22 protein-coding genes, 1 tRNA gene and 1 riboswitch are annotated in these 23,651 nt (G+C 31.6%); of the genes, 7 read left to right on the forward strand and 16 right to left on the reverse strand.

What is annotated here, in order from left to right; translation table 4 throughout:
- Positions 1-2 precede the first annotated feature (2 nt).
- From parE to ribD, 8 genes are all read right to left on the reverse strand, one after another.
- Entirely contained in the window at positions 3-1,901 is a 1,899-nt protein-coding gene (gene parE / locus T384_RS0101170) for a DNA topoisomerase IV subunit B (RefSeq protein WP_027119497.1), read from the reverse strand.
- A gap of 112 nt (positions 1,902-2,013) precedes the next feature.
- Positions 2,014-2,343, reverse strand: coding sequence for an HU family DNA-binding protein (locus T384_RS06060; protein ID WP_052663396.1), 330 nt, complete (start codon positions 2,341-2,343; stop codon positions 2,014-2,016).
- A 152-nt stretch (positions 2,344-2,495) separates the two neighbouring features.
- Positions 2,496-3,308, reverse strand: coding sequence for a hypothetical protein (locus T384_RS0101180; protein ID WP_027119498.1), 813 nt, complete (start codon positions 3,306-3,308; stop codon positions 2,496-2,498).
- A gap of 30 nt (positions 3,309-3,338) precedes the next feature.
- Positions 3,339-4,103, reverse strand: coding sequence for a hypothetical protein (locus tag T384_RS0101185; protein WP_027119499.1), 765 nt, complete (start codon positions 4,101-4,103; stop codon positions 3,339-3,341).
- Positions 4,104-4,128: 25 nt separating this feature from the next.
- The gene (gene ribH, locus T384_RS0101190; RefSeq protein ID WP_281171248.1) at positions 4,129-4,599 is read right to left on the reverse strand and encodes a 6,7-dimethyl-8-ribityllumazine synthase; all 471 of its coding nucleotides are present in this window, start codon (positions 4,597-4,599) and stop codon (positions 4,129-4,131) included.
- A gap of 1 nt (position 4,600) precedes the next feature.
- Positions 4,601-5,809, reverse strand: coding sequence for a GTP cyclohydrolase II (gene ribA, locus T384_RS0101195; protein ID WP_027119501.1), 1,209 nt, complete (start codon positions 5,807-5,809; stop codon positions 4,601-4,603).
- Between the two features lie 14 nt (positions 5,810-5,823).
- A complete protein-coding gene (locus tag T384_RS0101200; RefSeq protein ID WP_027119502.1) occupies positions 5,824-6,486 on the reverse strand; it encodes a riboflavin synthase in 663 nt (220 codons plus the stop codon).
- Positions 6,459-7,574, reverse strand: a complete 1,116-nt coding sequence (gene ribD, locus T384_RS0101205) for a bifunctional diaminohydroxyphosphoribosylaminopyrimidine deaminase/5-amino-6-(5-phosphoribosylamino)uracil reductase RibD (protein WP_027119503.1) — start codon at positions 7,572-7,574, stop codon at positions 6,459-6,461. The genes T384_RS0101200 and ribD overlap by 28 nt, the downstream gene beginning before the upstream one ends.
- 125 nt (positions 7,575-7,699) lie before the next feature.
- Positions 7,700-7,814: riboswitch (FMN riboswitch) on the reverse strand.
- A gap of 148 nt (positions 7,815-7,962) precedes the next feature.
- Between ribD and T384_RS0101210 the strand changes: the two genes are divergently transcribed.
- Positions 7,963-8,235, forward strand: a complete 273-nt coding sequence (locus T384_RS0101210; RefSeq protein ID WP_027119504.1) for a hypothetical protein — start codon at positions 7,963-7,965, stop codon at positions 8,233-8,235.
- 37 nt (positions 8,236-8,272) lie between these two features.
- On the opposite strand, the gene T384_RS0101215 is transcribed toward T384_RS0101210, so the two are convergent.
- From T384_RS0101215 to T384_RS0101235, 5 genes are all read right to left on the reverse strand, one after another.
- Positions 8,273-10,891, reverse strand: coding sequence for a hypothetical protein (locus T384_RS0101215; RefSeq protein WP_027119505.1), 2,619 nt, complete (start codon positions 10,889-10,891; stop codon positions 8,273-8,275).
- Between the two features lie 198 nt (positions 10,892-11,089).
- The gene (locus tag T384_RS0101220; RefSeq protein ID WP_036498690.1) at positions 11,090-11,977 is read right to left on the reverse strand and encodes an ROK family protein; all 888 of its coding nucleotides are present in this window, start codon (positions 11,975-11,977) and stop codon (positions 11,090-11,092) included.
- Between the two features lie 141 nt (positions 11,978-12,118).
- On the reverse strand, positions 12,119-14,530 hold the full coding sequence (locus T384_RS0101225) for a hypothetical protein (protein ID WP_027119507.1): 2,412 nt from the start codon (positions 14,528-14,530) through the stop codon (positions 12,119-12,121).
- A 288-nt stretch (positions 14,531-14,818) separates the two neighbouring features.
- Positions 14,819-15,598, reverse strand: coding sequence for a hypothetical protein (locus T384_RS0101230; RefSeq protein ID WP_156933100.1), 780 nt, complete (start codon positions 15,596-15,598; stop codon positions 14,819-14,821).
- Between the two features lie 202 nt (positions 15,599-15,800).
- Positions 15,801-15,877, reverse strand: a tRNA-Arg gene (locus T384_RS0101235).
- 142 nt (positions 15,878-16,019) lie between these two features.
- Between T384_RS0101235 and T384_RS06065 the strand changes: the two genes are divergently transcribed.
- The 4 genes from T384_RS06065 (at position 16,020) to T384_RS0101255 (ending at position 20,181) form a co-directional block, all read left to right on the forward strand.
- Positions 16,020-16,754, forward strand: coding sequence for a glycerophosphodiester phosphodiesterase family protein (locus T384_RS06065; protein ID WP_036498694.1), 735 nt, complete (start codon positions 16,020-16,022; stop codon positions 16,752-16,754).
- Positions 16,755-16,835: 81 nt separating this feature from the next.
- On the forward strand, positions 16,836-17,882 hold the full coding sequence (locus T384_RS0101245; protein WP_027119509.1) for a hypothetical protein: 1,047 nt from the start codon (positions 16,836-16,838) through the stop codon (positions 17,880-17,882).
- 21 nt (positions 17,883-17,903) lie between these two features.
- Positions 17,904-19,706 (forward strand): excinuclease ABC subunit UvrC, encoded by a 1,803-nt coding sequence (gene uvrC / locus T384_RS0101250; protein WP_027119510.1) that lies wholly within the window; start codon positions 17,904-17,906, stop codon positions 19,704-19,706.
- Complete coding sequence (locus T384_RS0101255; RefSeq protein WP_027119511.1) at positions 19,699-20,181, forward strand: YfcE family phosphodiesterase; 483 nt, start codon at positions 19,699-19,701, stop codon at positions 20,179-20,181. The genes uvrC and T384_RS0101255 overlap by 8 nt, the downstream gene beginning before the upstream one ends.
- On the opposite strand, the gene tsaB is transcribed toward T384_RS0101255, so the two are convergent.
- The 3 genes from tsaB to lspA are packed head-to-tail and all read right to left on the reverse strand — an operon-like array spanning position 20,178 to position 22,387.
- On the reverse strand, positions 20,178-20,750 hold the full coding sequence (gene tsaB, locus T384_RS0101260; protein WP_027119512.1) for a tRNA (adenosine(37)-N6)-threonylcarbamoyltransferase complex dimerization subunit type 1 TsaB: 573 nt from the start codon (positions 20,748-20,750) through the stop codon (positions 20,178-20,180). The two genes, T384_RS0101255 and tsaB, sit on opposite strands and share 4 nt — an antisense overlap.
- Positions 20,737-21,699, reverse strand: a complete 963-nt coding sequence (locus T384_RS0101265; protein WP_027119513.1) for an RluA family pseudouridine synthase — start codon at positions 21,697-21,699, stop codon at positions 20,737-20,739. The genes tsaB and T384_RS0101265 overlap by 14 nt, the downstream gene beginning before the upstream one ends.
- Positions 21,686-22,387: a signal peptidase II gene (lspA, locus tag T384_RS06900; protein WP_052663397.1), complete on the reverse strand. Its 702-nt coding sequence runs from the start codon at positions 22,385-22,387 to the stop codon at positions 21,686-21,688. Before lspA ends, T384_RS0101265 begins: the two co-directional genes overlap by 14 nt.
- 332 nt (positions 22,388-22,719) lie before the next feature.
- On the opposite strand from lspA, the gene T384_RS0101275 reads away from it, so the two are divergent.
- Both T384_RS0101275 and hpf read left to right on the forward strand, forming a co-directional pair.
- Positions 22,720-23,334 carry a DJ-1/PfpI family protein gene (locus tag T384_RS0101275; protein WP_052663398.1) on the forward strand — a complete coding sequence of 205 codons (615 nt, stop codon included), beginning with the start codon at positions 22,720-22,722 and terminating at the stop codon, positions 23,332-23,334.
- 11 nt (positions 23,335-23,345) lie between these two features.
- On the forward strand, positions 23,346-23,645 hold the full coding sequence (hpf, locus tag T384_RS0101280) for a ribosome hibernation-promoting factor, HPF/YfiA family (RefSeq protein WP_027119515.1): 300 nt from the start codon (positions 23,346-23,348) through the stop codon (positions 23,643-23,645).
- Positions 23,646-23,651: the final 6 nt, after the last annotated feature.

Here is a 23,651-nt window from a genome sequence, read left to right on the forward strand (position 1 = left end):
TTTTATTCATCCTCCATACTAAAATCAACGTTTTCATTGATTCATATTTTACGGGTGTTAGTTCCTTCACCCATTAAGACTGTCACGCGTCTTTCAGCTTCAACGGCATTTTCTAACGAAACCCGGACCAATTGACGGGTTTTAGGATCCATGGTTGTTTCTCACAGTTGTTCTGAATTCATTTCACCCAAACCTTTATAACGTTGTATTTCGTATTTTTTATAGGCTTCTTTAAGATCATCTAATTCGATTTCGTCCCACGCATAAGATTGTTTTTTCTTATCTGTAGAAACAATCTTGTAAAGTGGTGGTAACGCTAAATAAACCATCCCGTTTTCAATTAAAGGACGCATATAACGGTAAAAGAACGTTAACAACAAAATTTGAATGTGAGCCCCATCAGTATCGGCATCAGTCATTATGACAATCTTATGGTAACGGGCTTTTTTTAAATCAAAATCTTCACCAATTCCTGTTCCTAAACATGAAATAATGGAAATGATTTCTTCATTTTTTAATAACTCTTGTAATTTGGTTTTTTCGACATTAATAACTTTACCACGTAACGGTAAAATTGCTTGGTAGCGTCGGTCCCTTCCGGTTTTAGCAGTTCCGCCTGCGGAATCACCTTCAACCAAAAAAATTTCAGCTTCGCTTGGAGTTCTAGTTTGTGCTGGTGTTAGTTTTCCAAACAAGACCCGTTCAGATTTTGCGTTTTTTAATTGGCGAATGTTTTCGCGGGCTTTTCTTGCAGCTAAGCGTGCATCCCGTGCGGCCATAATTTTTTGAATAATTTTATTAGCATCATCTTTGTTTTCTTCTAAAAAGAAATACAAGCGTTCACTAATTACCTTTTGAACTGCTGTCTTAGCTTCTTGAGTAAACAACTTGTTCTTGGTTTGTCCTTCATAAGAAATTAGCGCTTCAGGAACTTTTACTGATAGCACGACAGTTAAGCCTTCACGGATGTCAGATCCTTCAAAACTTTTATCGCGTTCTTTTAAGATCTTGTATTTTCGTGCATAATCATTAACGGTTTCAGTTAAGGCTGATTTAAAGCCCATTTCGTGGCTTCCGCCTTCTATAGTTTTAATGGAATTAGCAAAGGAGATGAATAATTCATTTTCGTCTGTTGTAAATTGCATGGCCGCTTCCACTTCGATTTTATCTTTGCTACCTGAAAAATAAGCAATTTGCGAATAAGTTTTTTTAGATTCATTAATGAATTCAACATATTCTTTAATTCCGTTTTTAGCTAAAAAAGAAGCGTTGTTTGTTGGATTTTGTTCATCAAAGAAATTGATTTTCAAACCTTTGAATAAAAATGATGATTCTCTTAAACGTTCTTTGATCACGTTGGCATTGAAAGCAATTGATCGAAAAATCGTTAAGTCAGGCATAAATTGCACTGTTGTCCCTGAACGATTTGTGGTTCCAGTTTCGGTTGCTGGTTTAGCGATATGACCACCATTTTTATAAAGTGATTCATAGACTTTCCCTTCGCGTTGAACCCGTACTGCCATTCATGAGCACAAAGCATTAACAACTGAAGCACCGACCCCATGAAGCCCACCAGCAACTTTATAAGCGCCATCGTCAAATTTGCCACCAGCATGTAAAACAGTATAAACTGTATCAATTGTTGATAGTCCCGTTGATTTATTTTTCCCAGCTGGAATACCACGACCGTTGTCTTTAACCAAAACCGATCCATCTTTTTTTAAAGCAACATCTATTTCGGTTGCTGATCCGTTTAAGACTTCGTCAATTGCATTATCAAATATTTCTCATACAAGGTGATGTAAACCTCTTGTATCAGTTGATCCAATATACATTCCGGGTCGTTTACGAACTGGGTCTAGTCCTTTAAGGACTTTAATACTACTTTCGTCATATGCCATAATCTGTTTGGCCTTTCTAGTTAGATAAACATGAAAAACGCTTTTAAAGTTGTTTTCCTTTAAAAGCAATTAAAAATAAAAAAATAATTAGTTGAATTAATAAAAATTCAGACTAACTATTTTTTTTGTGAACTGAACGACTAGTTTCTAAAACCGCTTCAGCAAAAGCACGAGAAACAACGAACCGAACTCGCTTCTTAGCTGGAATTTTTACTTTTTGTTTAGTAAATGGATTAATTCCATTCCGTGCTTTTACTTTTTGGACTTTAAATTTTCCTAAGTCAAATAAGCGAATGATACCACTTGTTTTTAATTCTAATTTTAAAACGTGTTGAATAGCAATCACAACATCTTTAATTGCGTTACCTTGAATATTAGTTAATGCGCTAATTTGACGAATTAATTCACTTTGCGTCATTGGTTTTTTAGGACTAGCAGCCATATTTTACTCCGATTCTATCAGATTTTCTGATAGCGTTATTTCTTAAATTCATTTAAAATATTTTAAATTGTTTTATTTAAAAATAGCATATTTTCGTTAAGTTTTCCACAAAAAAGGCTTATTTTGTGCATAATTTTGGTTTTTTTAGAATTTTAAGTTCATTCTTGGCGTGTCTTTTTTTGAAAACTGTATTGAAAGTCCTTTACAAAATATTGCTCTACTAACTTAAAATTTGACGCCGGTTTTTTAAACATTCCATAAATTAATAACGTTATTGCAATTTTTGAAAGATAATCACTATATGTAAAATAATAATTTTTAGTTTGGTTTTTTTCTTGCTTAGTTTCAATTCTTTTAAGCCGTGAGCGATACAAACTTAAAGTTAAATCAAACGAGCGATTAATTCTTCCACCAAGATTTCTAAACGCATCATGTCAAGCTATTAAATCTATTGGTTTAGCATTTTGAATTTGATTAAATCATTCGTTTAAAAAAATATCATTCACATTTTTGATTGAAAGATAAAGATCATAAATCATAAAACCAACTCAAATTAAAACACTAATAATATAAAAAACGAAGTACGTAACAAACCGGTTGATCACAATCAGATAAACAGCATTTAATATAAGGTTGGAAAAATTTTGATCATATCCATTAGGCTGATTAACTTTGACTTTGATTTGATTAAAAATTTCATACATTTGTTTAAATTGCGTCCCACATAAAATTCCGAAAAAAACCGAGACGAAAATAAGTAAAAAAAACTTTCTTAAAACAATTGTTGTAACTGATAAATGATTAATTAAAAAAATGGTTGTATGTTTTTTGATGAAGCGAATATAAACATACCGAAAGACTAAAGTTGCAATTAATAAAAGAAAGATTCCGATGTCAAAAGGAATTATCCCAACATAATTCTTGATGGAAAATAAATCGTATTGTTGTAATTCTTGTTCAAGCACTATTAGTTAACCTTTAATTAAAATTTAATATTACATAAATTCATTTAAATAATAACGCACTAAATTTAACCCAAATTCATAAAAATGGGTAGCCGTTTTTTGATTTTTCAAATTAAATGACTTTCAGGTGAATAAAAAATAAGTAGTCGCAAAATAAATGTGTTTATAATCTGTTTTCTTTTGTATCATCAATTTCATTAAACGGTATTGAAAATTATTAGCAATTCTTGTATCAAAAGCACTTTGATATTCACTTCCAATTACCTTATAAGCTTTTAAAACTTCTTCCCAATTTAAATCATATAGTTCACGCTTAAAGTTGTTAATAAACTCATTGGTTACTTTTGTTTTAACCAAAACTAAATTGAAAATAAGAAAAACAGAAGTTAACAAAACCAAAACAAGGTTGATGGCTATTGACGCATACAAATGAACGTTAGCATAACGAAATAGTTCATTCTTTAAAATCGTAAAATCATCACCGTTAATTATTGGGTGTTGATTTTGAATACTAATAACAGGATCACCCCGTGAACTAACCAAATACCCACCCAATAATCAAACCGATACAAAACCAATTACAACAGCTGTAAAAAATGGCCATTGCATCCATTTAATGATTGATCCACTGTCGTAATAAAATCTACGGTTTCCATATTTTTCATAAATCCGGTAAATAATATAGCTGATGAAAATTAAATAACTAATCGTTAGGATTGTTGCAAATCAAAAGGTTCCATCGACTTGAGAATACAAATTGACTCCAGGAATCTTTTCTAAAACTTGTGCTAACATTTATCACTCGTTTTAAAATCAATGTTTATTTATCGATTGTTCTTAATAAATTAATCATTTCGATTGCGCCTTGAGCACTTTCGTAACCTTTGTTACCGGCTTTAGTACCCGCGCGCTCAATAGCTTGTTCAATGGTTTCAGTTGTTAAAACGCCAAACATTACAGGAATTAAATTGTTTAAAGCAACATTGGCAATTCCTTTAGAAACTTCGCTGCAAACATAATCATAATGACTAGTACTGCCGCGAATCACTGCTCCCAAGCAAATAATTGCATCATACTTTTTTGATTTAGCAACCTTTGCAGCTACTAGTGGAATTTCAAATGCTCCAGGAACCCAAAGAATATGAATATCTTTTTCAGCTACTTCGTGGCGTTTTAAATTGTCTAAAGCGCCTTCTAAAAGCTTGCTAGTGATAAAGTCGTTAAAGCGTGCAACTACAATTGCGATTTTAATGTTTTTGGTATTAAATGTACCTTCGTAAATTTTCATCATTTTATAATTTCTCCTTTAAGTTTAAAATGTGTCCCATTTTTTTCTTTTTCGTTTTTAAATATGCGTGATCATTCTGGTTTGGTTTAATTTCAATTGGTAAACGTTTAATGATTTTTAAACCATAATCTTGCAATTGATAAATTTTATCAGGATTATTAGTTAATAAACGCATTGTTTTAATACCTAAATCCCTTAAAATTTGTGCGCCGATATAATAATCACGCATATCGCCTTTAAATCCTAATGCTTCGTTAGCTTGTAATGTATCAAGACCTTTATCTTGCAATTGGTAAGCTTTTAATTTGTTAATTAAACCAATTCCCCGACCTTCTTGGCGCATGTAAAGTAGAACACCACTTTGGTTTTTTTCAATAATTTGCATTGCGGTTTCGAATTGATCTTTACAATCACAGCGTAAGGAATTAAAGACTTCACCTGTTAAACATTCAGAGTGTACCCGACATAAAATATTGTTGCCTTTTGTAATATCACCCTTAATTAAAGCTACGTGGTGTTCATCATTAATTTTATTAACATAAGCTTTAGCAATAAAATTGCCAAATTTTGTTGGTAATTTAACAGTCGCTACACATTCAACTAAACAGTCCTTGATTTTCCGATATTCTTGAATTTCTTTAATTGATAAATATGGGATTTGATATTTTTTAGCAAATTCTTTTAATTGTTTGCCGCGCATCATAGTGCCATCTTGTGCCATAATTTCACAACATAAACCGCATTGTTTTAAACCAGCTAATTTCATTAAATCAACAGTTGCTTCAGTATGACCATTACGAATTAACACGCCTCCTTCTTTAGCAACTAAAGGAAACATATGACCAGGACGCCGAAAATCAATGGCTTTAGTTTTTGAATCTACACACATTCGGGCTGTCAATCCACGTTCTTGTGCTGAAATTCCGGTGGTAGTAGAAATATAATCTACTGATACTGTGAAAGCAGTCTGGTGATTATCAGTATTATTTTTAACCATCGGGGTGAATTGTAATTCGGTGGCGATAGTTTGAGACATTGGCATGCAAATTAAACCTTTAGCATGAGTTGCCATAAAATTGACGTTAGCAGTTGTTGCGTATTGTGCTGCACAAATCAAGTCCCCTTCATTTTCGCGGTCTTCGTCATCAACTACTAGAATTAATTTCCCTTTTTTAAGTGCTTTTAAAGCATTTTCAACAGCGCTAAATTTCATTTTAGATGCTCCTTTTAATAACCGTGTTTTTGTAAAAAATCTTTTGTCACTTTTTGTGATTTTGTTTCTTTAGAATCAATTTCAACAGTTTTTGAAAACAATAATTTTTCAACATACTTTCCAATCAAATCATTTTCTAAATTAACTAAATCTTTTACTTTTTTAGTGTGTAAATTAGTATTTGAAAGAGTGTGAGGAATTAGTGAAACACTAAAGTCTGAAGTACTAACCTTAGCAACAGTTAAACTAATTCCATCAATGGTAATTGAACCTTTTTCTATAATATATTTAAGAATTGAAGGTTCACAAGTGATTGTTAATCAAACTGCATTTGCGTCTTTTTTAATTTTTGAGATTAGCCCAGTCCCATCAACGTGTCCTGCCACCATGTGACCACCTAAACGGGCATTCATTTGCATGGCCCGTTCCAAATTAACTAAACTTCCAATTTTAAGTGTTTGAAAAGATGAACGATTAACAGTTTCATTCATCACGTCAGCACTAAATTCATTCGTCTTAAAATGAGTGACTGTTAAACATGTACCATTAACAGCAATACTATCACCAATTTTAGTATCAGCCAAAACTTTAATAGCACTAACTACTAATCCGGTTTGATCGCCTTTTTTAGTGATCGATTTAATTTTTCCTACTTCTTCAATAATTCCGGTGAACATTGGTATGAAACCTCGCTTTCAATAATAATATCTTCGCCATACACCATCGGTTTTCAGTCTTTCAAAGCAAATGCTTGTTCTACTTCATCAATACCCAAACCACTAATTGGTGTTTTAGCTTCTTTGCCACCAAAAATTTTTGGTGCTATATCAATATGAACAGCATCAACGATTTGATTAGCTAAAGCGCTTCAATTCAAAGTTGCACCACCTTCTAACAAAACTGAATCAATTTGTCTTTTGCCAAGTTCAAGCATTAACTCTTTTAAGTTCAGATGATTGTTTTTATAGCCCACTACAATTAACTCACAGCCAGCATTTACATAAGGCAAATGTTTGCTCACATCTGTTTGACAAGTTGCAATGATGGTTTTAATTTGTTTAGCAGTAGTTACGACTTGTGATGTTAATGGTGTGCGTAATGAACTGTCACATATAATGCGAATCGGATTTTTGCAATTACTTAAACGACACGTTAATAAAGGGTCATCAACTAAAACTGTATTGATTCCAACCATAATTGCTGAATAATCATGTCTTAAATGATGAACTAACTCTCTAGTTTTTTCACTTGATATCCATTTCGATTTACCTGTTCTAGTTGCAATTTTACCATCAGCTGTCATTGCGTATTTCATTAAAACATATGGTTTTTTTTCAAGCATGAATTTTTTAAAAATTTTGATGATATCTTGACATTCGCGTTCACAAATGCCAACGCTTGTTTGGATGTTATTTTGCTGCAATAATTTAACGCTATTCCCTGCAACTATTGGATTAGGGTCCACTGTTCCAATAACAACTCGTGCGAACTTTGATTTAATAACCGTATTGACACAAGGTGGAGTTTTGCCTTGATGACAACAAGGTTCTAAAGTGACATACAAAGTTGCTTTTGTGATGTCTTCAGTGGCATTTTTGATTGCTTCAATTTCAGCGTGCGGCATTCCAAATTTAGTGTGGTATCCTTGACCAATAATTTTTCCATTTTTAACGATTAGTGCGCCTACCATTGGATTAGGATTAACTCAACCACTACCTTTTCTGGCAAGTTTTATGGCCAGATTCATATATTCTGTATCGTTCAATTTATGCTCCATAATTTATTTGTAATATTAAATAAAATCAAGGCTTCATTAATTGATTTTGTAAATTAATTAAAAAACTCTGAAATGACGCATCATTTCAGAGCAAAATAAACTTAAAAAAGTTTATTCATCTTCTTTCATCCAGACTTTACTGTCGGCTTTGGAGTCAAACCAAATCATGCCTTACGGCTCGTGGGCTATACCACCGGTAGGGAATTACACCCTGCCCTGAAGATAATTATTTAATGTGATTATTATATTCTAAATTTCTTGTTTTGTATAAAGATAAAATTTGATAAGAGACAATTAAGTAAATTCCTTATCCATAACAAAATAGTTTATTAAAATTAATCCATTCATTATTTATTTTAAATATAAGAGGCATCAGATGGGTTTGTTGACTGAAACCGAATTAACCGAAGACGAAAATATAAACTTACCTCCCGGGTTAACAGAAATAGCAAAAGATAATTTTGTGAATGCTGCTATTCAAAGAGCTTTTGAAAAATTAAAAGTTGTAGTCATGAAATATCTTCATGATTTTACAAAACGCTGGTATATAAAAGAACAACCATACATTGCCTCTATTGATTCCCGACCTGATTTTTATGGGGGAACTGATGTAAGAATTATTGTGAAATGCGTTCTTGATTTATGATAAAAATAACTATTTCGAAAGTTTGATTTACTTAGTTATTTTATTTATTTTCAAGTTTTGCTAAAGCTTTTAAGCGTTTAAATTTAAGTGGCAATCCAACTGCTAACCCAATTATCACAATTAATACAATAATAACAACAGGAACAACAACCATAATAATTTGTGTCGAGTTTGGAAGCGCTTGAAATCCACTTACTTGAGCTTGGTTAAATTCTGTTGAATTTTGAGATGAGATTGGAGTATATAGCCCTGTCAAGGGGTTTTTTGCTTGGGCCTGTAATGTCATTGTTTGATTAGCTTCATCATAACTAGTGACTAATAAGCGCCAGTCTGTTTCATTATTAAAATCAGGACGGTTTGGTGGAGTGAAATCAAAAAACTCACTTCGATATTGAGGATCAATAATTCGAATATTCCCGGGTTGTGTCAAAGTTATTGTTTGAATTGATTTTGTGAAAAAATCATGGTTTAGTTCTTTCGAAGTTTTAAAGCGTCCAAATCCAATGGCATTATTTCTACGATCGATGGAACTTTGTGCTGAAGTGTCAATACTTAAAGTATTGTTGCTAAAAGTTAAAGGTTTTAAATTAGTATCAGTCCCACTTTGGACATCTGCTTGTAAATTTGCGTTAGTAGTTAATACAGCATTTAAATTGGTAGCAGCAAGTTTGTTTAGGCTTTGAGGAATTAAAGAATTCCCACCAAAATTATATGTCGGTCCTGTAACTTGACCTGCAGCACTTGCAAATGCAGTAACATTATTTGTGGGAGTATTTAAAGAAGTTAAATTTTGGTAATAAATTCCGCTTGATCATCCAGAACCTATAATTGTAGTATCACCAGATGAATGGGTATCAGCCCCTATTACAAAGCTCCCTTTAAAATCGTTTCAGGAATAATTTGCACTTCCAGAGCTTCCGTTTGTTGTTATGAAATCACCTGAACGATCGCTAAAGACAATTATTGGGGATCGGTTTGGTTGGTTATATGATCCATCAGGTTGGTACATTTTGATTAATCATGATCCAAATTGGAAATAATAAGAGCGCAATCCTGCATTGTTTCCTTCAGGATCATTAGTTTTACTATATGGAATTAAATTCCCTACATCACGAGGACTGAACCCACCAAAATTAGCCAAAGAATACATTAATTGCATTGCATGTAAAGGTTCTGCAGAAGTTCCAGATGGAACTGTTCATGCAAAACTTGCAAGACCATTAACAAAGCCATTAGAATTCGTCATTATTGATGTGAAATCAGTAGGATTTGTAGAAGGTTTTAAATCTTCTAAAGCTGATAGTTTAAGGTATGTTCCAAACATAGTCTGAACGGTATAACTGTTTCCGGAAGCAGCCGCCGATGATAAAACCGAAGAAGTGACAAAATTGCTTCCTACACGGCTATTAGTTGGAGTAGGATAGCCTGCATTTCCAGTTCTAGTTGCAGGAAAAGCCGAAGAATCTTGATCAGCATTAGTTCCAATTGTAATTGTCCCGACAATACTTAAGTTATTAATTGATCCTAATGATGGATCACTACCAGAAACTAATCCAGAAACAGCTATTCTTGGAACGTAATGAAACTGTGAATCTTGACCCATTGGGAGATTAAAAAGTTGCTGTGGTGATGAAGTGGGTGTTGGAGTACTTGTCATTCCGCTTAAAATCAAAGCGTATGGAAAACCCTCTACTGAATTACTAGCTGTTTGATTTGTAGCTAAATTAAAATTGATCCGGAACATTCCCATTGAAAGCACGTCATTATCAGTAGCAGAGTTAAAAATAGTTCCGTTACCACCAGCCATTATTAGTGTTCCGTTATCAGCGTACATATTTCCTAACGAAGTGATATAAACTTTTCAAGGTAAAGAAATCGCTGACGTTGATCCACTATCATAATAATTGGGGTGATTTGCTGCAGTAAATGATCCATTTGTAACTGAACCTTGACTAGTCCAAGAAGACGGATAATTTTTAATCATGTCATCTGGAGTGATGTTTGCTACATTAATAATTCCGTAAGGACTTTCTTGGTTGACAAGGTTTTCAGCTAACACAACAACAGTTCCTTGTAAAGCTACATTACTATTGATTTCAGACACATCTGGAACCGTTGTTGGATTCAAATTAGTTGGTAAAAGTAATAAATAGAAAATGTTGGGATGACTAGCATCTTGTCTTGCTTCGACAACCATTTTGTTTTCGATGCTACTTTTAAAAACGTCGTTAACTCCAGGTGAAGTTGAAATCAAATTTCCGTTAGAATCAATTTCCCCACTAACTAAATCAGTAGGAATATTAGGATCAAAACTTCATAAAATATTTCCGAAATAATCAGTGCGGCTAATTCCAGTTCCACTGATATTACCGTCTGCATCAGGGTTTCCAGTAAGAACTAATTGTCCACCTGTTGGTCCTGCAATGTTAAGGCTACTAAAGCTTGTGTTTTTATAGACCCGAACAGATCCGATTGGAGCTGTTGTTGCGTTAGAATGATTAATTAGTTTTAAATCTGATTGGTCATTTATTGAATTTGTAATTGATTGGTTTTTTGAAAGAGTCGTAGAGGTTCCAACTACTGTTGCAACTAAAATACTACTGGCCATAAAAGTACTGCTACCAAAATAAAGCCACTTTCGAATATTGCGTTTAATCATTTAACTTTTCCTTATCTTAATCGTCCAGTTGTGTCGATTGTATATTCTTTATAAATTATATTTTATTATCTTATTAGTTTGTACATTATGTATAGATATATACCTAAATTTCGGTGACAAAACGAGCTATTTTGAAAAATATTTTCTAAAAATGTCTTGTTTTTAAAAATTTATGCAAATTTTAAAACATTTTCCAAATTACTTTTTGAAATGATCTTTTAAAAAATAACTCAACCCAACAAGGGCTGAATCATCACCAAATTTGTCGGGTAATAATTTCACAAATTGGTATTGGTTTTTGTCTGTTAGTGATTGTGCCTGTTCAAAAGCTTTTTGCACGTATCACCAATTGTAATGAGCTACTGATCCGCCAACAATAAAATGGTTGGGATTGATTATTGCCATTACAATTGCAAACATTCTTGATAAAGTTTCAATTCCTTGGTTAATGATCTTTTTTGCAACTTTATCATTTAAATAATTATCAAATAAAGTTTTGGTTGTCCATTTTGAATCGTATTTTTTAGCTTGTTTTTCAATCCATGAACCAGCAGCGTAATACTCTAACGAACCAATTCCTAGTGGTGTCTTTGATTTATTGATTCCAATAGGGGCATGAGCAACTTCTTGTCCAAAATGGTTGTACCCAGTAAAAATCTGGTTATTTAAAATTAGTCCTGCGCCTAGGCCGGTGCTAATCGTAAAATATTGGGTAAGATCTTGTTTTGTTAGATTGTACGCGTGGTGATTGCCTAAAGCCATTACATTAGCGTCATTTTCAAAAATAATATCCTTAACAGTTGTGTTTTTTAGTAAATGTTGTTTCACATTAAAGTTTCACCAAGTTCCTGTTAGATTTGGTGAATTAAAAACTATTCCTTTATTAAAATCACTAGGTCCTGGCATACAAATTGCCACATAATGGGCCTTTAAAGTGTTTAAACAATTAATAACTGGGGCTAATGAATCAACTGCATTCTTGGCATTAGTCTTAAATGTTCACCGTTTGATAACGGTATTTAAATGTACTACTGCTACTCTTGTATTGGTACCGCCAATATCAATAACCACATAATTTAACTTCATATTTAAAACCCCACAAACGATTATTTTTTATTAATTGAGATACATTTATTTTAATCTTTTTAAAAATACGGATGGATTTTTCCATATAAAAGCAATAAAAAAATTGGCGGTCTCGCCAATTTTTTATTAATTTTTCTTGTTTTAAATCACACTTATTGGTTGTTTAAGTTTCATTCGAGGGTTTCAATTGATTTGGTATTTAGCCAATTTTTCATGGAACTTGTATAAGCTTGGATCAATAACCACGCGATTGTAAGTTTTATCAAATTCACGCTTACGAATGTACGGGGTTTCTTCACGGAAACGAACCTTAAGTTGGTTGCCATTAACATTTGTAATTGAAGTCATCGATAAATTATTAGCAGTTTTTAAACTTGGAGATAAATTAACAACTGGTTCAGATTTATCTAAAACTTCTAATGGACTAAATTCTTCCATGATTCGTTCTTTGGAACGGACGGAATATTTAGCATACAGTTTTTTACCAAAGGCAAATCACAAACCGATCCCGATGGCAACAACAATTAAAACTGCTAGAGTACTAATCACCGGAATAAACCATCGTTCAACTGAAAGTTTGAAATCATTCGAAAAGTTTAAGGAACTTGAAGTTGTAACTGCTGCCTGATTATTTAGAATGGCACTTTGATTAGTTTCTAGTGGTTGATTATTACTAACACCAGGGACTGAAACCGTATCAAAATTAATTTCAAAGTTAATATTTCCTAAGACTGTTGAATTTAAAACTTTTACAGTAAATGGTAATTGAGCATACTTTTGATCAAAGCCAAATAAATTAAAGACGTCCATCTTAGTTTGGTCTGCTGTAGCAGGGTCTGCTAATAATGCTTGTACTTCTGAAGGAGTTTTTGAAAATAAAACTGAACTATGATTAATGTTTGCTTTAATTTGATCTGGAGTTATTTTTTCAAATCCAGTAATTGCAGTGTTCAATAATTGAATTTGCATTGGTGCATTCAAAGGTTTGGCTGTAACATTAATGTTAAGTTGGCCGAGATTTTCGTTAGCGGTATAAGATAAATTAAAGCTATCATCCTTATTTAATTGATTTTGTTTTAATAATTGATCATAATAACCTTGGATTATTAAAAAGTCAGAAAATGACTTAGCAATTTGGCTTTTGGCATAAACAGATGCAAACGTGTTTGATCATTTTTGAGCACTAGCGGTTTTCATTAACTTGTGATAGTCAACGTGAACAGGAACCATATTGGCGTAACCGCTATTATCGGTTGTTGTTGCCTTTTGGTTTCATTGAATTATTCCGTCGACAAAATCATCAACACTATAGAACAGATTGAATTTTTTAGTCAACGGGTTATATAGTAAATCGCTTGCTAAAAAGCCATTATTACGCATGAAATCGTTTTGGAAGGTGGCAATTGGATTTCTAAAATCAGGTGCATTTACTGGTGCATTGGATTTAAAGCCAAACAATTGTACTTGGGTTTTAGAAGCATTTAATGCGGCAACTCCAACACCCGGAACATAAGTTAAATCAGTAAACAGATTACTTTTAGGAATAATTCCTAATTGGGCAAAAAAGTCAGATTGGCTAGTATCAAACATTCACATTCTAACCACATTATCAATTGAATCAAAGTACTGCGCATATAAAGAATTGTGTTCTGAATCAAATGTTAATGCATTCAATTGGAATGGTAACACAAATGAAGGTCCACCAGAAACAAATCCCTTACTATCTAATAATACTAATTCACTGCCAACGGCAGTTTTTGCTGAATTTTGGTTATTGGTATTGTAAAAATTAATTCCTAAATAAAGATTAGTTCCAATTGCATAACTATCGACAACACTAATTGAATTAAAAGCATTAGCAATTGTTTTAATGTTTTGTACGTGGTAAGAATTTTGTGATTTCACACTTGTTACAGTGATATCCAGTAAATAACTATCTGAATTAGTGGTTGACGGTTTAGCAATTGTACTGACTACAACAGCATCATTTGTTGTTAAATCTCCTGAAGTTACATTGAAATTGGCGCCAACGCTAATGGAATTGGCTGGAACGTTAACAATTTTGGGATTATTAATAATCTTATTGTTGATTAAATCAACGCCAAACCATAAGGCTTTTCCAGTTTCATTAGAAACAATGATTCCTTGACTAATATCATTATTATTAATTAAGCTGAGGTGATTATACCCATAATCTAAAGGAATAGCTTGAACAATCGTTGCGTATTGATCATAAACACTTAAAACGCTTTTCAAATTTAAAGTATTAGTTGTTTGATCGTATACTTCCTTATTATTTAATCGAATGAACGAACTTCCAAAGTTAAGGGTTGATCCGTTTTTATCATCCACTAAAATTGATTTAGGGCTTGCTGTTGTTGCTATTGAAGTAGCGTCTTGATTAGTTAATACGTAATTCGGATTTGCTTTTAAGGATGTTTGATCATGATTAACATTGGTAATTACAGCAGCGGTACTGCCACCAAGGATAAAAGGGATTCCTAAAGCAAACAAGCTAGATTTACGATTAATTTTAATTTTTGGGTGTTTCATTAGCTCTACCCCCATAAGGAATTTTGTTAGTGCACTGGACTAACTTACGCTAAAATTGTACTCAAATAAACGAACTTAAAAACACCCTATCGTGTCGTTTTTCTCCTTATTAATATATATATTAATAATAATTTTCAGGACTTTTAAGCGATAAAAATCACCTAAAAAAGTCTTCTCTCTTATAATATTGTATATAGATACATGAATTATTAATGAAATTCTCAAAAATCCATAAAATATTTAATTTTGCTATTTTGAATAGCCTTTCTTGTTACTATCAAGAAATGATTACACTTTGTTTAAATCAAAAGTAAACGGTAAATTTAATAAAATTTGGTGAGCATAAATATTATTTAACTGCTGAGCTAATTTATTGTTTTCTAGCGAAAATGATCCAGCCGCATCAAAAATTTGGTTAACTGGAAGATGATAATCGTTTGTTGAAATTAAGAAAATATTATCAACTAGACTTGTAATGTGACTCCGAGTATCAGCATCAATATCAGCAATCCCATTTGGACCTTTATCTAATTGTTTAACAATATTAACTAAAATTACCGAATCATTCATAAGCTTATATTGTTCAATTAAAAACCCAAGATGCTCTTTACTTATTTGATTAATTTGGTCCTTTGTTTTATTTTTAATAACGGCTTCTGGTAAGTTTACATCATTAGGGCTTGGTAAGATTTGCTGATATTTAAAATCATTATACAAGGTACTATATGCTTTAATTAAAGCATCATCGTTTTTGTTTTTATTGTCAGTTGTAATAATCGCATTGATTTTAGTTTCATATGCAAACATGTCATTAGTACGTTTTTTGAAAATATCTAAAAGGATTTGTTTAGACTTATTTTCGTTAGCATTCGCATCTAAAACTTGATTTAAATCTGAATTGTAATCTTTGAAGTATGCCATTATTCTAGCATCTTGACCACTTATTACAGGTGAAACATCTTTAAAATCTGTATTTGCACAAGCGCTAATAACAGTAGGAATAATAATTGATGCAGCGCCGAAACCAAAGATTACTGAGCAAAACTTGAATTTTAGATTCTTTAACATAATAAAAACCATTAATTAATGATTAAATTATACATCCTAATAAAATTTTAAACTGGAGTCACAGTTATTAAAATTTGCTTTATGGTGGATTATTTTTTTATTAGAATTCAATTATTAAATAACAAAGCATTCATTTATTCATGTTTGGGAACAAATGAATGCTTAATTTAATAAATACTTTTTTTGTAAAGTTAAATTTTAATGGCGTCACCAACAGGAATTGAACCTGCAACCTTCAGTTCCGGAAACTGATGCTCTATCCGATTGCGCTATGGTGACATAAACCGAAAAATTATAACACAGCAATTTTAATTCTTGATATCATCTCAAGCAGATTTCAAATTTAAAATTATGATTTTAAAAAATACATAACGGACATATTATGGGAAAATTAATATCATTTAATTTCGGGGTTTAACAAATGGAAAATAAAACAAAACAACTAATTATAGGCCACCGCGGGTATCGTCAAAAATATCCCGAAAATACGGCCTTAGCTTTTGAACAAGCAGTTGCAGCAAAATTTGACGGAGTTGAATTAGACTTGCAATTAACAAAAGATAATCACATTGTAATAATCCACGATGATAACACCCAACGAGTTACCGGAATTAAAAAAAGTGTCAATCAAAGTAATTTAAAAGACCTTAAAAAACTTAATTATGCTGCTTTTTTTAAAAAGGAAATGCCAAAACAAACAATTTTGACTCTCGAAGAATTCTTAGATGCTTATCTTAATAAATTTACTTTAATAAATCTCGAACTAAAAAATGAGTCTGCTAATCTAGAAACATATGTTAAAGTTTTTAGTAAAATTATAAGTCGCTTCGAACCTTTAATTTATACAAAGGTTATTATCAGTTCATTTGATTTAAATTTATTAAAATTGACTTACCAGTTCAACAAAAAATTTAAATATGCTTATTTATTTAAAAAACACCGGGAAATGATAAATTATTTTAAAAATCACGAATTAGACTTTTGTGAATACTTTCATGTTAAATCCAATACTTTTTATTTACATTTAACAAACTATTTAAAAATAGATAAAAAATGGGGTCTTTGAACAATAAAAACTAAAAAAACTTATCTCAAAGGCACTAAATATAATCAAATTTATGCCCAAATTTGTGATGCTTATTTAAAAGATAAATAAGACTTATAAGAAGCAACGAAATGATTAATATATAATAAGACATTAATTTTATTAAATCTTTTATGAAAGAGCATGGTATTAATGACAATTCAAACCGGATTAGCTAAAGTTCACCAAGACTCAACGCAAATTTCTAAAAAACCAGTTGCTTTAATTATTCTAGCAGCGATTTTGTTAGCCCAATGAACAATTTCATTTGTTATTGTGATGCTTGTGTATTTCGGCTATCAAGCTACTTCAATTTCACTTGAGGGAGTAAAAAATTATTATTTTATTTACGACCTTTCAAACAATAGTGTGACTTTAAATCCTTTAGGAATCTTTCTTATTTTAATTATTGTTTTAGCAATCCTTACTTTGCCGTGATTCATTTTTTTAAGTACGAATCAAAAATTTTATAACAAGCATTTAATCACTTACGTTCCGCCCCACAAAAGTGTTGCCTTAAAAATTGCAAATACTTTTGGAATGATTTATTGGGTTTGCTTTATGGGTTTATTCTTATTTAGCATTTTGTACAATACTCCTGCTGTAATTTTAGATAGTAATGGTAATCCAACCGGATTTAGCGGGCCTGCTTTTGCTGCTTCAGAATATACTTGAATTAAGGCGCTTGCCACTTTATTCTTAATTTTAGTGTTTGTTTATTTAATCGGTGTTTCATTTCTTGCAACAGGATTACAAAAAACTAAAATTGAACAAAAATTATTGAATCGCTATGTAATGCTTAAAGATCGAAAAACTGTTTTAAATAAGCCAGTGGTAGTTGCTTCAGAATTGATTAATCATCCCGATGACGTCAATTTTGATATCGAACCACTTAAAGCAAAACAAGAAACAGAAACTGTAAAAGAAGCAGCAAAAAAAACAAAACAAAAAAACAACCAACCAAAAGATGAAGATAAGAAAAAAGTAATTGTTCAAACTTCCCAAGAAAACTTAACTAAAAGTTTGTTGCCTCCAATAGACGTATCAAAAGATACTTTCGACAGCAAAGACAAAGATACTAAAAAAGAAGTTCTATCAGTTAAACCAGTTAAAACCGTAGAACAGGCTTTAAAAGAATTGCAAGCTATTGAAGAAAAAAGATCTGCAATTCCATTTTCTTCTTTAAGTGATCAAAAATAACTAACAAAAAAGTGTTAATTAATGTTGCCAATTCACAACCAAGTTTTAAATCACAAATTACAAAACATTCCTAAAGCTCCTGGATGTTATCTTTGAAAAAATAAATTCAATCAAGTAATTTATGTTGGTAAAGCCAAAAACTTATACAACCGAACACACCAGTATTTTCTAAAGGCAGCAGATTATAAAGTCTCAAAGTTAGTTGCCGAAATTGCTGATGTTGATTTTATTGTCGTTAAGAATGAAAATGAATCCTTAATTTTAGAAGCTAATTTAATTCTTAAGCATCAGCCCCATTACAACATTTTATTAAAAAACAATAATGGTTATCCATATATTTTAGTGACAAATGAAATAAAGCCTCGCTTGTTATATACCCGAGAATTCAAACCAAAATTAGGAAAATATTACGGTCCTTTTGCAAGCGCCGAATTAAAAGCATATGATATTTACAAATTATTATTAAAAATTTTTCCTTTACGCAAATGTGCAAATGTGCAAAATAAAAAATGCTTTTATTATGACTTACACATGTGCATGGGACAATGTGTTAATGAAGATACACCGCAAAAATATGCCATTGTTAAAAAACAAATTGACGATTTTTTTAATAAGGGAGCCCAATCAATTTTAAAAGATCTAAAAGCTAAAGAACAGGCCGCTTCGAACCGTCTGGATTTTGAGCAAGCTAAAAGCTATTTAGAGTTGCAAAACAGTATTAATGTTATTGCTAAAAAACAGCTTATTAATCTGGTTGATAAAGACAATGCTGATTATGTCGCATATGATACCAAAGACAATTACGTTGCCTTGGTTATTTTTTCTTATCTAGATGGAAAGCTTTTAAGCAAACACAGTGTTGTGACCAAATACATTGGCACCTTAAATGAGCAGTTAACAACGTATTTATACCAGTATTATTGCGAAAACTATAAACCGAAAACGATTTATGTATCTTTAGACAATGAAAATTGCGATCTTTTAAGTAAAAGTTTGGATGTCCAACTATTAAATCCTCAAAAAGGAAAACCAAAGCAAATTATGGAATTGGCTTTAAAAAATGCTAGTAACGAATTACAACTCAAGTATTCATCAACCATTTTGCGGGAAGAAAGAACAACTAAAGCAAACCAAGAATTAAGTAAACTTTTAAAGATTCCTGATTTACAACGAATTGAAATTTTTGATAATTCTAATATTTTTAATGTTGACCGGGTTGCAGCCATGGTTGTTTATGAAAACGGAATTCCTAATAAAAAAGAATACCGAAAATATAAAATTCAATTGCAAGCCTCCAGAAGTGATTTTGACTATATGTATGAAATCATATACCGTCGCTACTTAAGGCTTTTAAAAGAACAAAAACGCTTTCCGGACCTAATTATTGTCGATGGCGGTTTGATTCAAATCAATGCGGCAAAAAAGGCATTAAGCCAGTTAATGCTGGTTGATAAAATTAATTTGATTGGATTAGTGAAAGATAATCACCACAAAACTCGAGCTATCCAATTAAGCGATCAAAGTGAAATTGCTTTAGATAAAACAAGCAGTTTATATTTCTTCTTACTTAATATGCAAGAAGAGGTCCACCGTTTTGCTATTAGTTTTTTTAGAAAAACCCAACGTAAGTCTGCATTAACGTCAATTTTTGATGATATTAAAAATTTGGGTTCAATTCGGCGAAAAAAACTTTTAAGCGTATTTGATACAATAAATAAGATTGATGAAGCTTCAATTGAGCAGTTGGCCCAAATTATTCCCAAAGCTGTGGCCATCGAATTAAAGCAAAAAGTAGCAAAGGAATTGACCAAAGAAAATGACTAAAGTCCTTAGTGTGTCTGATACCCATGGTATGAATGAACGTTGAAAACAAATCATTGAAATTGAAAAGCCTGATATTGTTTTGCATAGTGGCGATCACTGTACAAAAAAAACAATTATGATCGATAATGCCACTTATTGAGTGGCTGGCAACAACGATTACATTGGTAATGAAATTGAAACCTTTACAATTGAAAACTTAAAATTTGTTTTATTACATGGCCACCAATGTGGTTCACGATGGGATAACGCCCGCTGAAAAGAAAATTTAGTCGAATTTGTTAAACCATATTCCCCTCATGTAATGGTTTATGGGCATTCGCACATTCAAGACTATGATGTTATTGATAATGTTATTACCATTAATCCAGGGTCATTACAATTACCAAGAAACAAAGAAAATTTACCAACGTATGCAACGTTTAACGTCGATCAAGATCAATTAACAAATTTCAAAATTCATTTTGTTACTTATTAAACTGCTGGTTTTACATACAATGGTTCAAGACTATTATAATCTTCAATCTTCGTGAAATTCTCAAGGTTTGAGATTAATGATTCAAAGATATTCGTATTTTCAAAATCTTTGTAAAGCGGTAAATCTAAATTAGCTTTACAAACCTTTTCAAATTCCGTATTATCTCCAACAACAGTTTTTCCAACTCCATTACGGAAAATCGCGTAATACTCTTTATCACCGCTTGCATCGATCACACTGATTCCGTTTGTATGTTGAACCTGTAAGCGTAAGGTATTAATGGCATACAATTCACAATCTGAATTAGTTAAACATCACGTTTTAGCGACTAAGCACCCCATTCTTACACCCGTAAAACTGCCTGGACCTTTAGTGACATAAAACGCTTCAATTTGCTTATTTTTGACTTTATTTTTAACAAGAAAATTATTTAAATGTTCTAAAGCAATTTCTGTTAAATTATTTTTAGTTGGAATACTAAATGAATCTAAAATAGCTCCAGTCTTGTCAAATAAGCATAAATTCAAGTTTTTAAAGGAACTATCAAAAAAAAGTTTATATTTTTTCATTTACTAAATTCTCCAAAGATTTAAAGATTGTTAAATTCAATTCGTGCAGTTTGTCTTGAAAGGTTTGATCTAATGGAGCTTCCAAAAATATCTTCTTTTTAGTAATCGGATGGTTAAATTCAAGTTGATAAGCATGCAAGTATTGTTTATATGGATCTTTCAATTCACCTTTTAAACCGTACATGATATCTCCCAAAATTGGGTGGTTGATGAATTCTAAATGAGCCCGAATTTGGTGAGTGCGTCCGGTTAATAGTTCACATTTGATTAAAGCGTGTTTCGCGTTTTGATCTAATACATAAAATTTGGTGATGGCCCGCTTGGGGTTTTTGGCATTAACAACACAAAATTTTAAGTTATCATCGCCCATGTGACCTAACGGCGCATCAATCGTTCCCATTAGTTCATTAAAAGGAAAATTAACAATAGCCAAATAAAAGCGTTTGACTTCTCGAACTTGTAGTTGCTGCTGGAGTTTTTGTAAAACTTCATAATTTTTAGCAGCTATAACTAGACCAGTTGTGTCCCGATCTAAACGATGAACCATAAAAACCTTTTCAGCTTTAGGGTATTTTTCATTATTTAAAAAGTGGTGTAATAGCCCGTTAACTAAGGTATTTTTCTCACCGTGTGTTGTTGGGTGAATAATCAAGTCCTTTTGTTTATTAACAACAGCTAGATATTCATCTTCATAAACAATATCTAATTCCATTGATGTTGGAACAATTGCTTCTTTTTGGGTATTAAAAATGCTAGGATCGTAATTTACTTCAATTTTATTGTTTGCTTTAATTGGTAAATTGTTTTTTAAAACTACGGTTCCATTAACTTTAACGTGTCCATTTAAAATCAAATAAGACACTTTGGTTCTTGAAAGATTCAATTGATTTGTTAGATAAACGTCAAGTCGTTTAATTGGTTCATTTAAGATAAAATTATGCGAAGACATCATGGTCAATCTTGGGAGCCTTTTCAATAGTAGAATTTGCAGTTGTTTGGTTTTGCTTTTCGCGTTGGGCTTTATCTTGTTCTTGTTTTCGATCTTTGGCATCGTTACGGGTTTGGATGATTAATCTAACCACATAAGTGATAACAATATCAATAAAGCCAACTACAATACAAGAGTCAGCAAAATTAAAGATTGCACCACCAAACCAAAATTGAAAATAGTCCAACACCGCATTAGCAATTCCAAAAGTATTTAATGATGAAGCCCGGTCCATTATGTTAGCAAATGAACCACTTACAATTAAACTTAAGAAAACAATATAATCAGGTGTATCAACAAATAGTAGTCAAATAATGATAATCATCATGATTAGTGTTTGCAAGAAATAAACCGCTCCAGTTTGTTCAGCTAAATTACCAAATCCAATTCCGGTATTAAAAATTAAAAAGATGTTAATAAAGCCGCTGTTTTCAACATGAACTCCCAAATTAGGATTTAAAACTAAAGCTTCTGTTACAAACGGTGCAAACCGGTTACGCAATAAAAATACAATTAACATCACAACAGTGAAAATTAAAGCAAATGTTAAAACTTTAACCAATACAGTTTTTTTTGTATTGTGTTTTAAAAACACATCTTTTGTTTTGAAAAGGATATTGGAAATAAAAGAACGTTTAGTATCTGCCATAATTAGATATTAAATTTTAGCACATTATCTGTTTTAAAAATTACGACTTCATGTCAAAGCATAATCTTGTAAAAAGATTATTTGGAATTAAATCAAAACTTTAAATTCAAAATTTAAAAAACTTTAATTGTTTTTGGACAATAATTAAAGAAATCAAAAGGTGCTAAAATTTCCTATTAATTTCTTACTAGAAACTAAAAAATGTCATTCTCCGAACATCGACTGCAGTTTATTCAAAACGATTATCATATATTAAAAAATATTTTTTATAAAAAAATCAATCGAATTTTTAATCATTTTACATGTTAAAATTATTATACAGGTATTTATATATGTCACCATCAAATTCAGAAAAAAATAAATCAAAAGAATCGCGTTCGACTCCATCGAAACGTCAAATTCGCATCGCAGCCATTGTTGCAACTAAATCCGAAGATATGGAATTAATAGTTCCTGTTGATCTATGAAGACGTGCCCACTTCATTGTGGACTTGATTTCCATTGAAAAAAAGAATAGTGTTACTTTATCTAATGGAACATCCATTAAATGTACCCAAACAATTGATAAAACTAATTTAAAACAATATAATGCCATCTTTTTACCAGGCGGTGAAGGATCAAATAAATTTGTTTTAGACACAAAGTTAGTTGATCATTTAAAGATTTTTAATGAAGACGGACGCTACTTATTAGCAATTTGTGCAGCCCCTGCTGTTTTTAGCAAATTAGACTTATTAGGAAAACATAAGGTAACATGTTATCCCGAAAATAGTAGCGAAATTGGTCCTAATTTAGATAAAAGTGCTAAAAATGTAGTTGTTGATGGAAACTTTATTACTGCTAAAGCTGCTGGTTCAGTATTTGAATTCGCTTTTAAAGTAATTGAAACCCTAGCTTCTAAAAAAGAAGCTGAAATTGTTGCTAAAAGAATCTTTTATAAACTCTAGGAGAAATTGTTATGTTAAATATTCGTTGAAAAGATTGCAGCGCTTCAGATGCTGTAACATCTCATTTTGAAACTAAATTGTCTAAAATCTTGCGTTTTAAGATGGTTGATGTTGAAAATATTAAAGCTGAAGTCGTTAAATATGAAAAAGAAAACCGTTTTACCGTTCGGTTAAATACGCCAATTATTAAAGGCTCAATTATTCGAAGTGAAGCAAAAGCCGACGATGTCTTAACAGCAATTAACGAAGTTATTGAAAAAAGCTTAGACCAAATCCGAAGGGTTAAAACAAAACGCAGTATTAATAAATAATTATTT

This window comes from Mycoplasma testudinis ATCC 43263 (genome assembly GCF_000687795.1).
GTDB lineage: Bacteria > Bacillota_I > Bacilli_A > Mycoplasmatales > Mycoplasmoidaceae > Mycoplasmoides > Mycoplasmoides testudinis.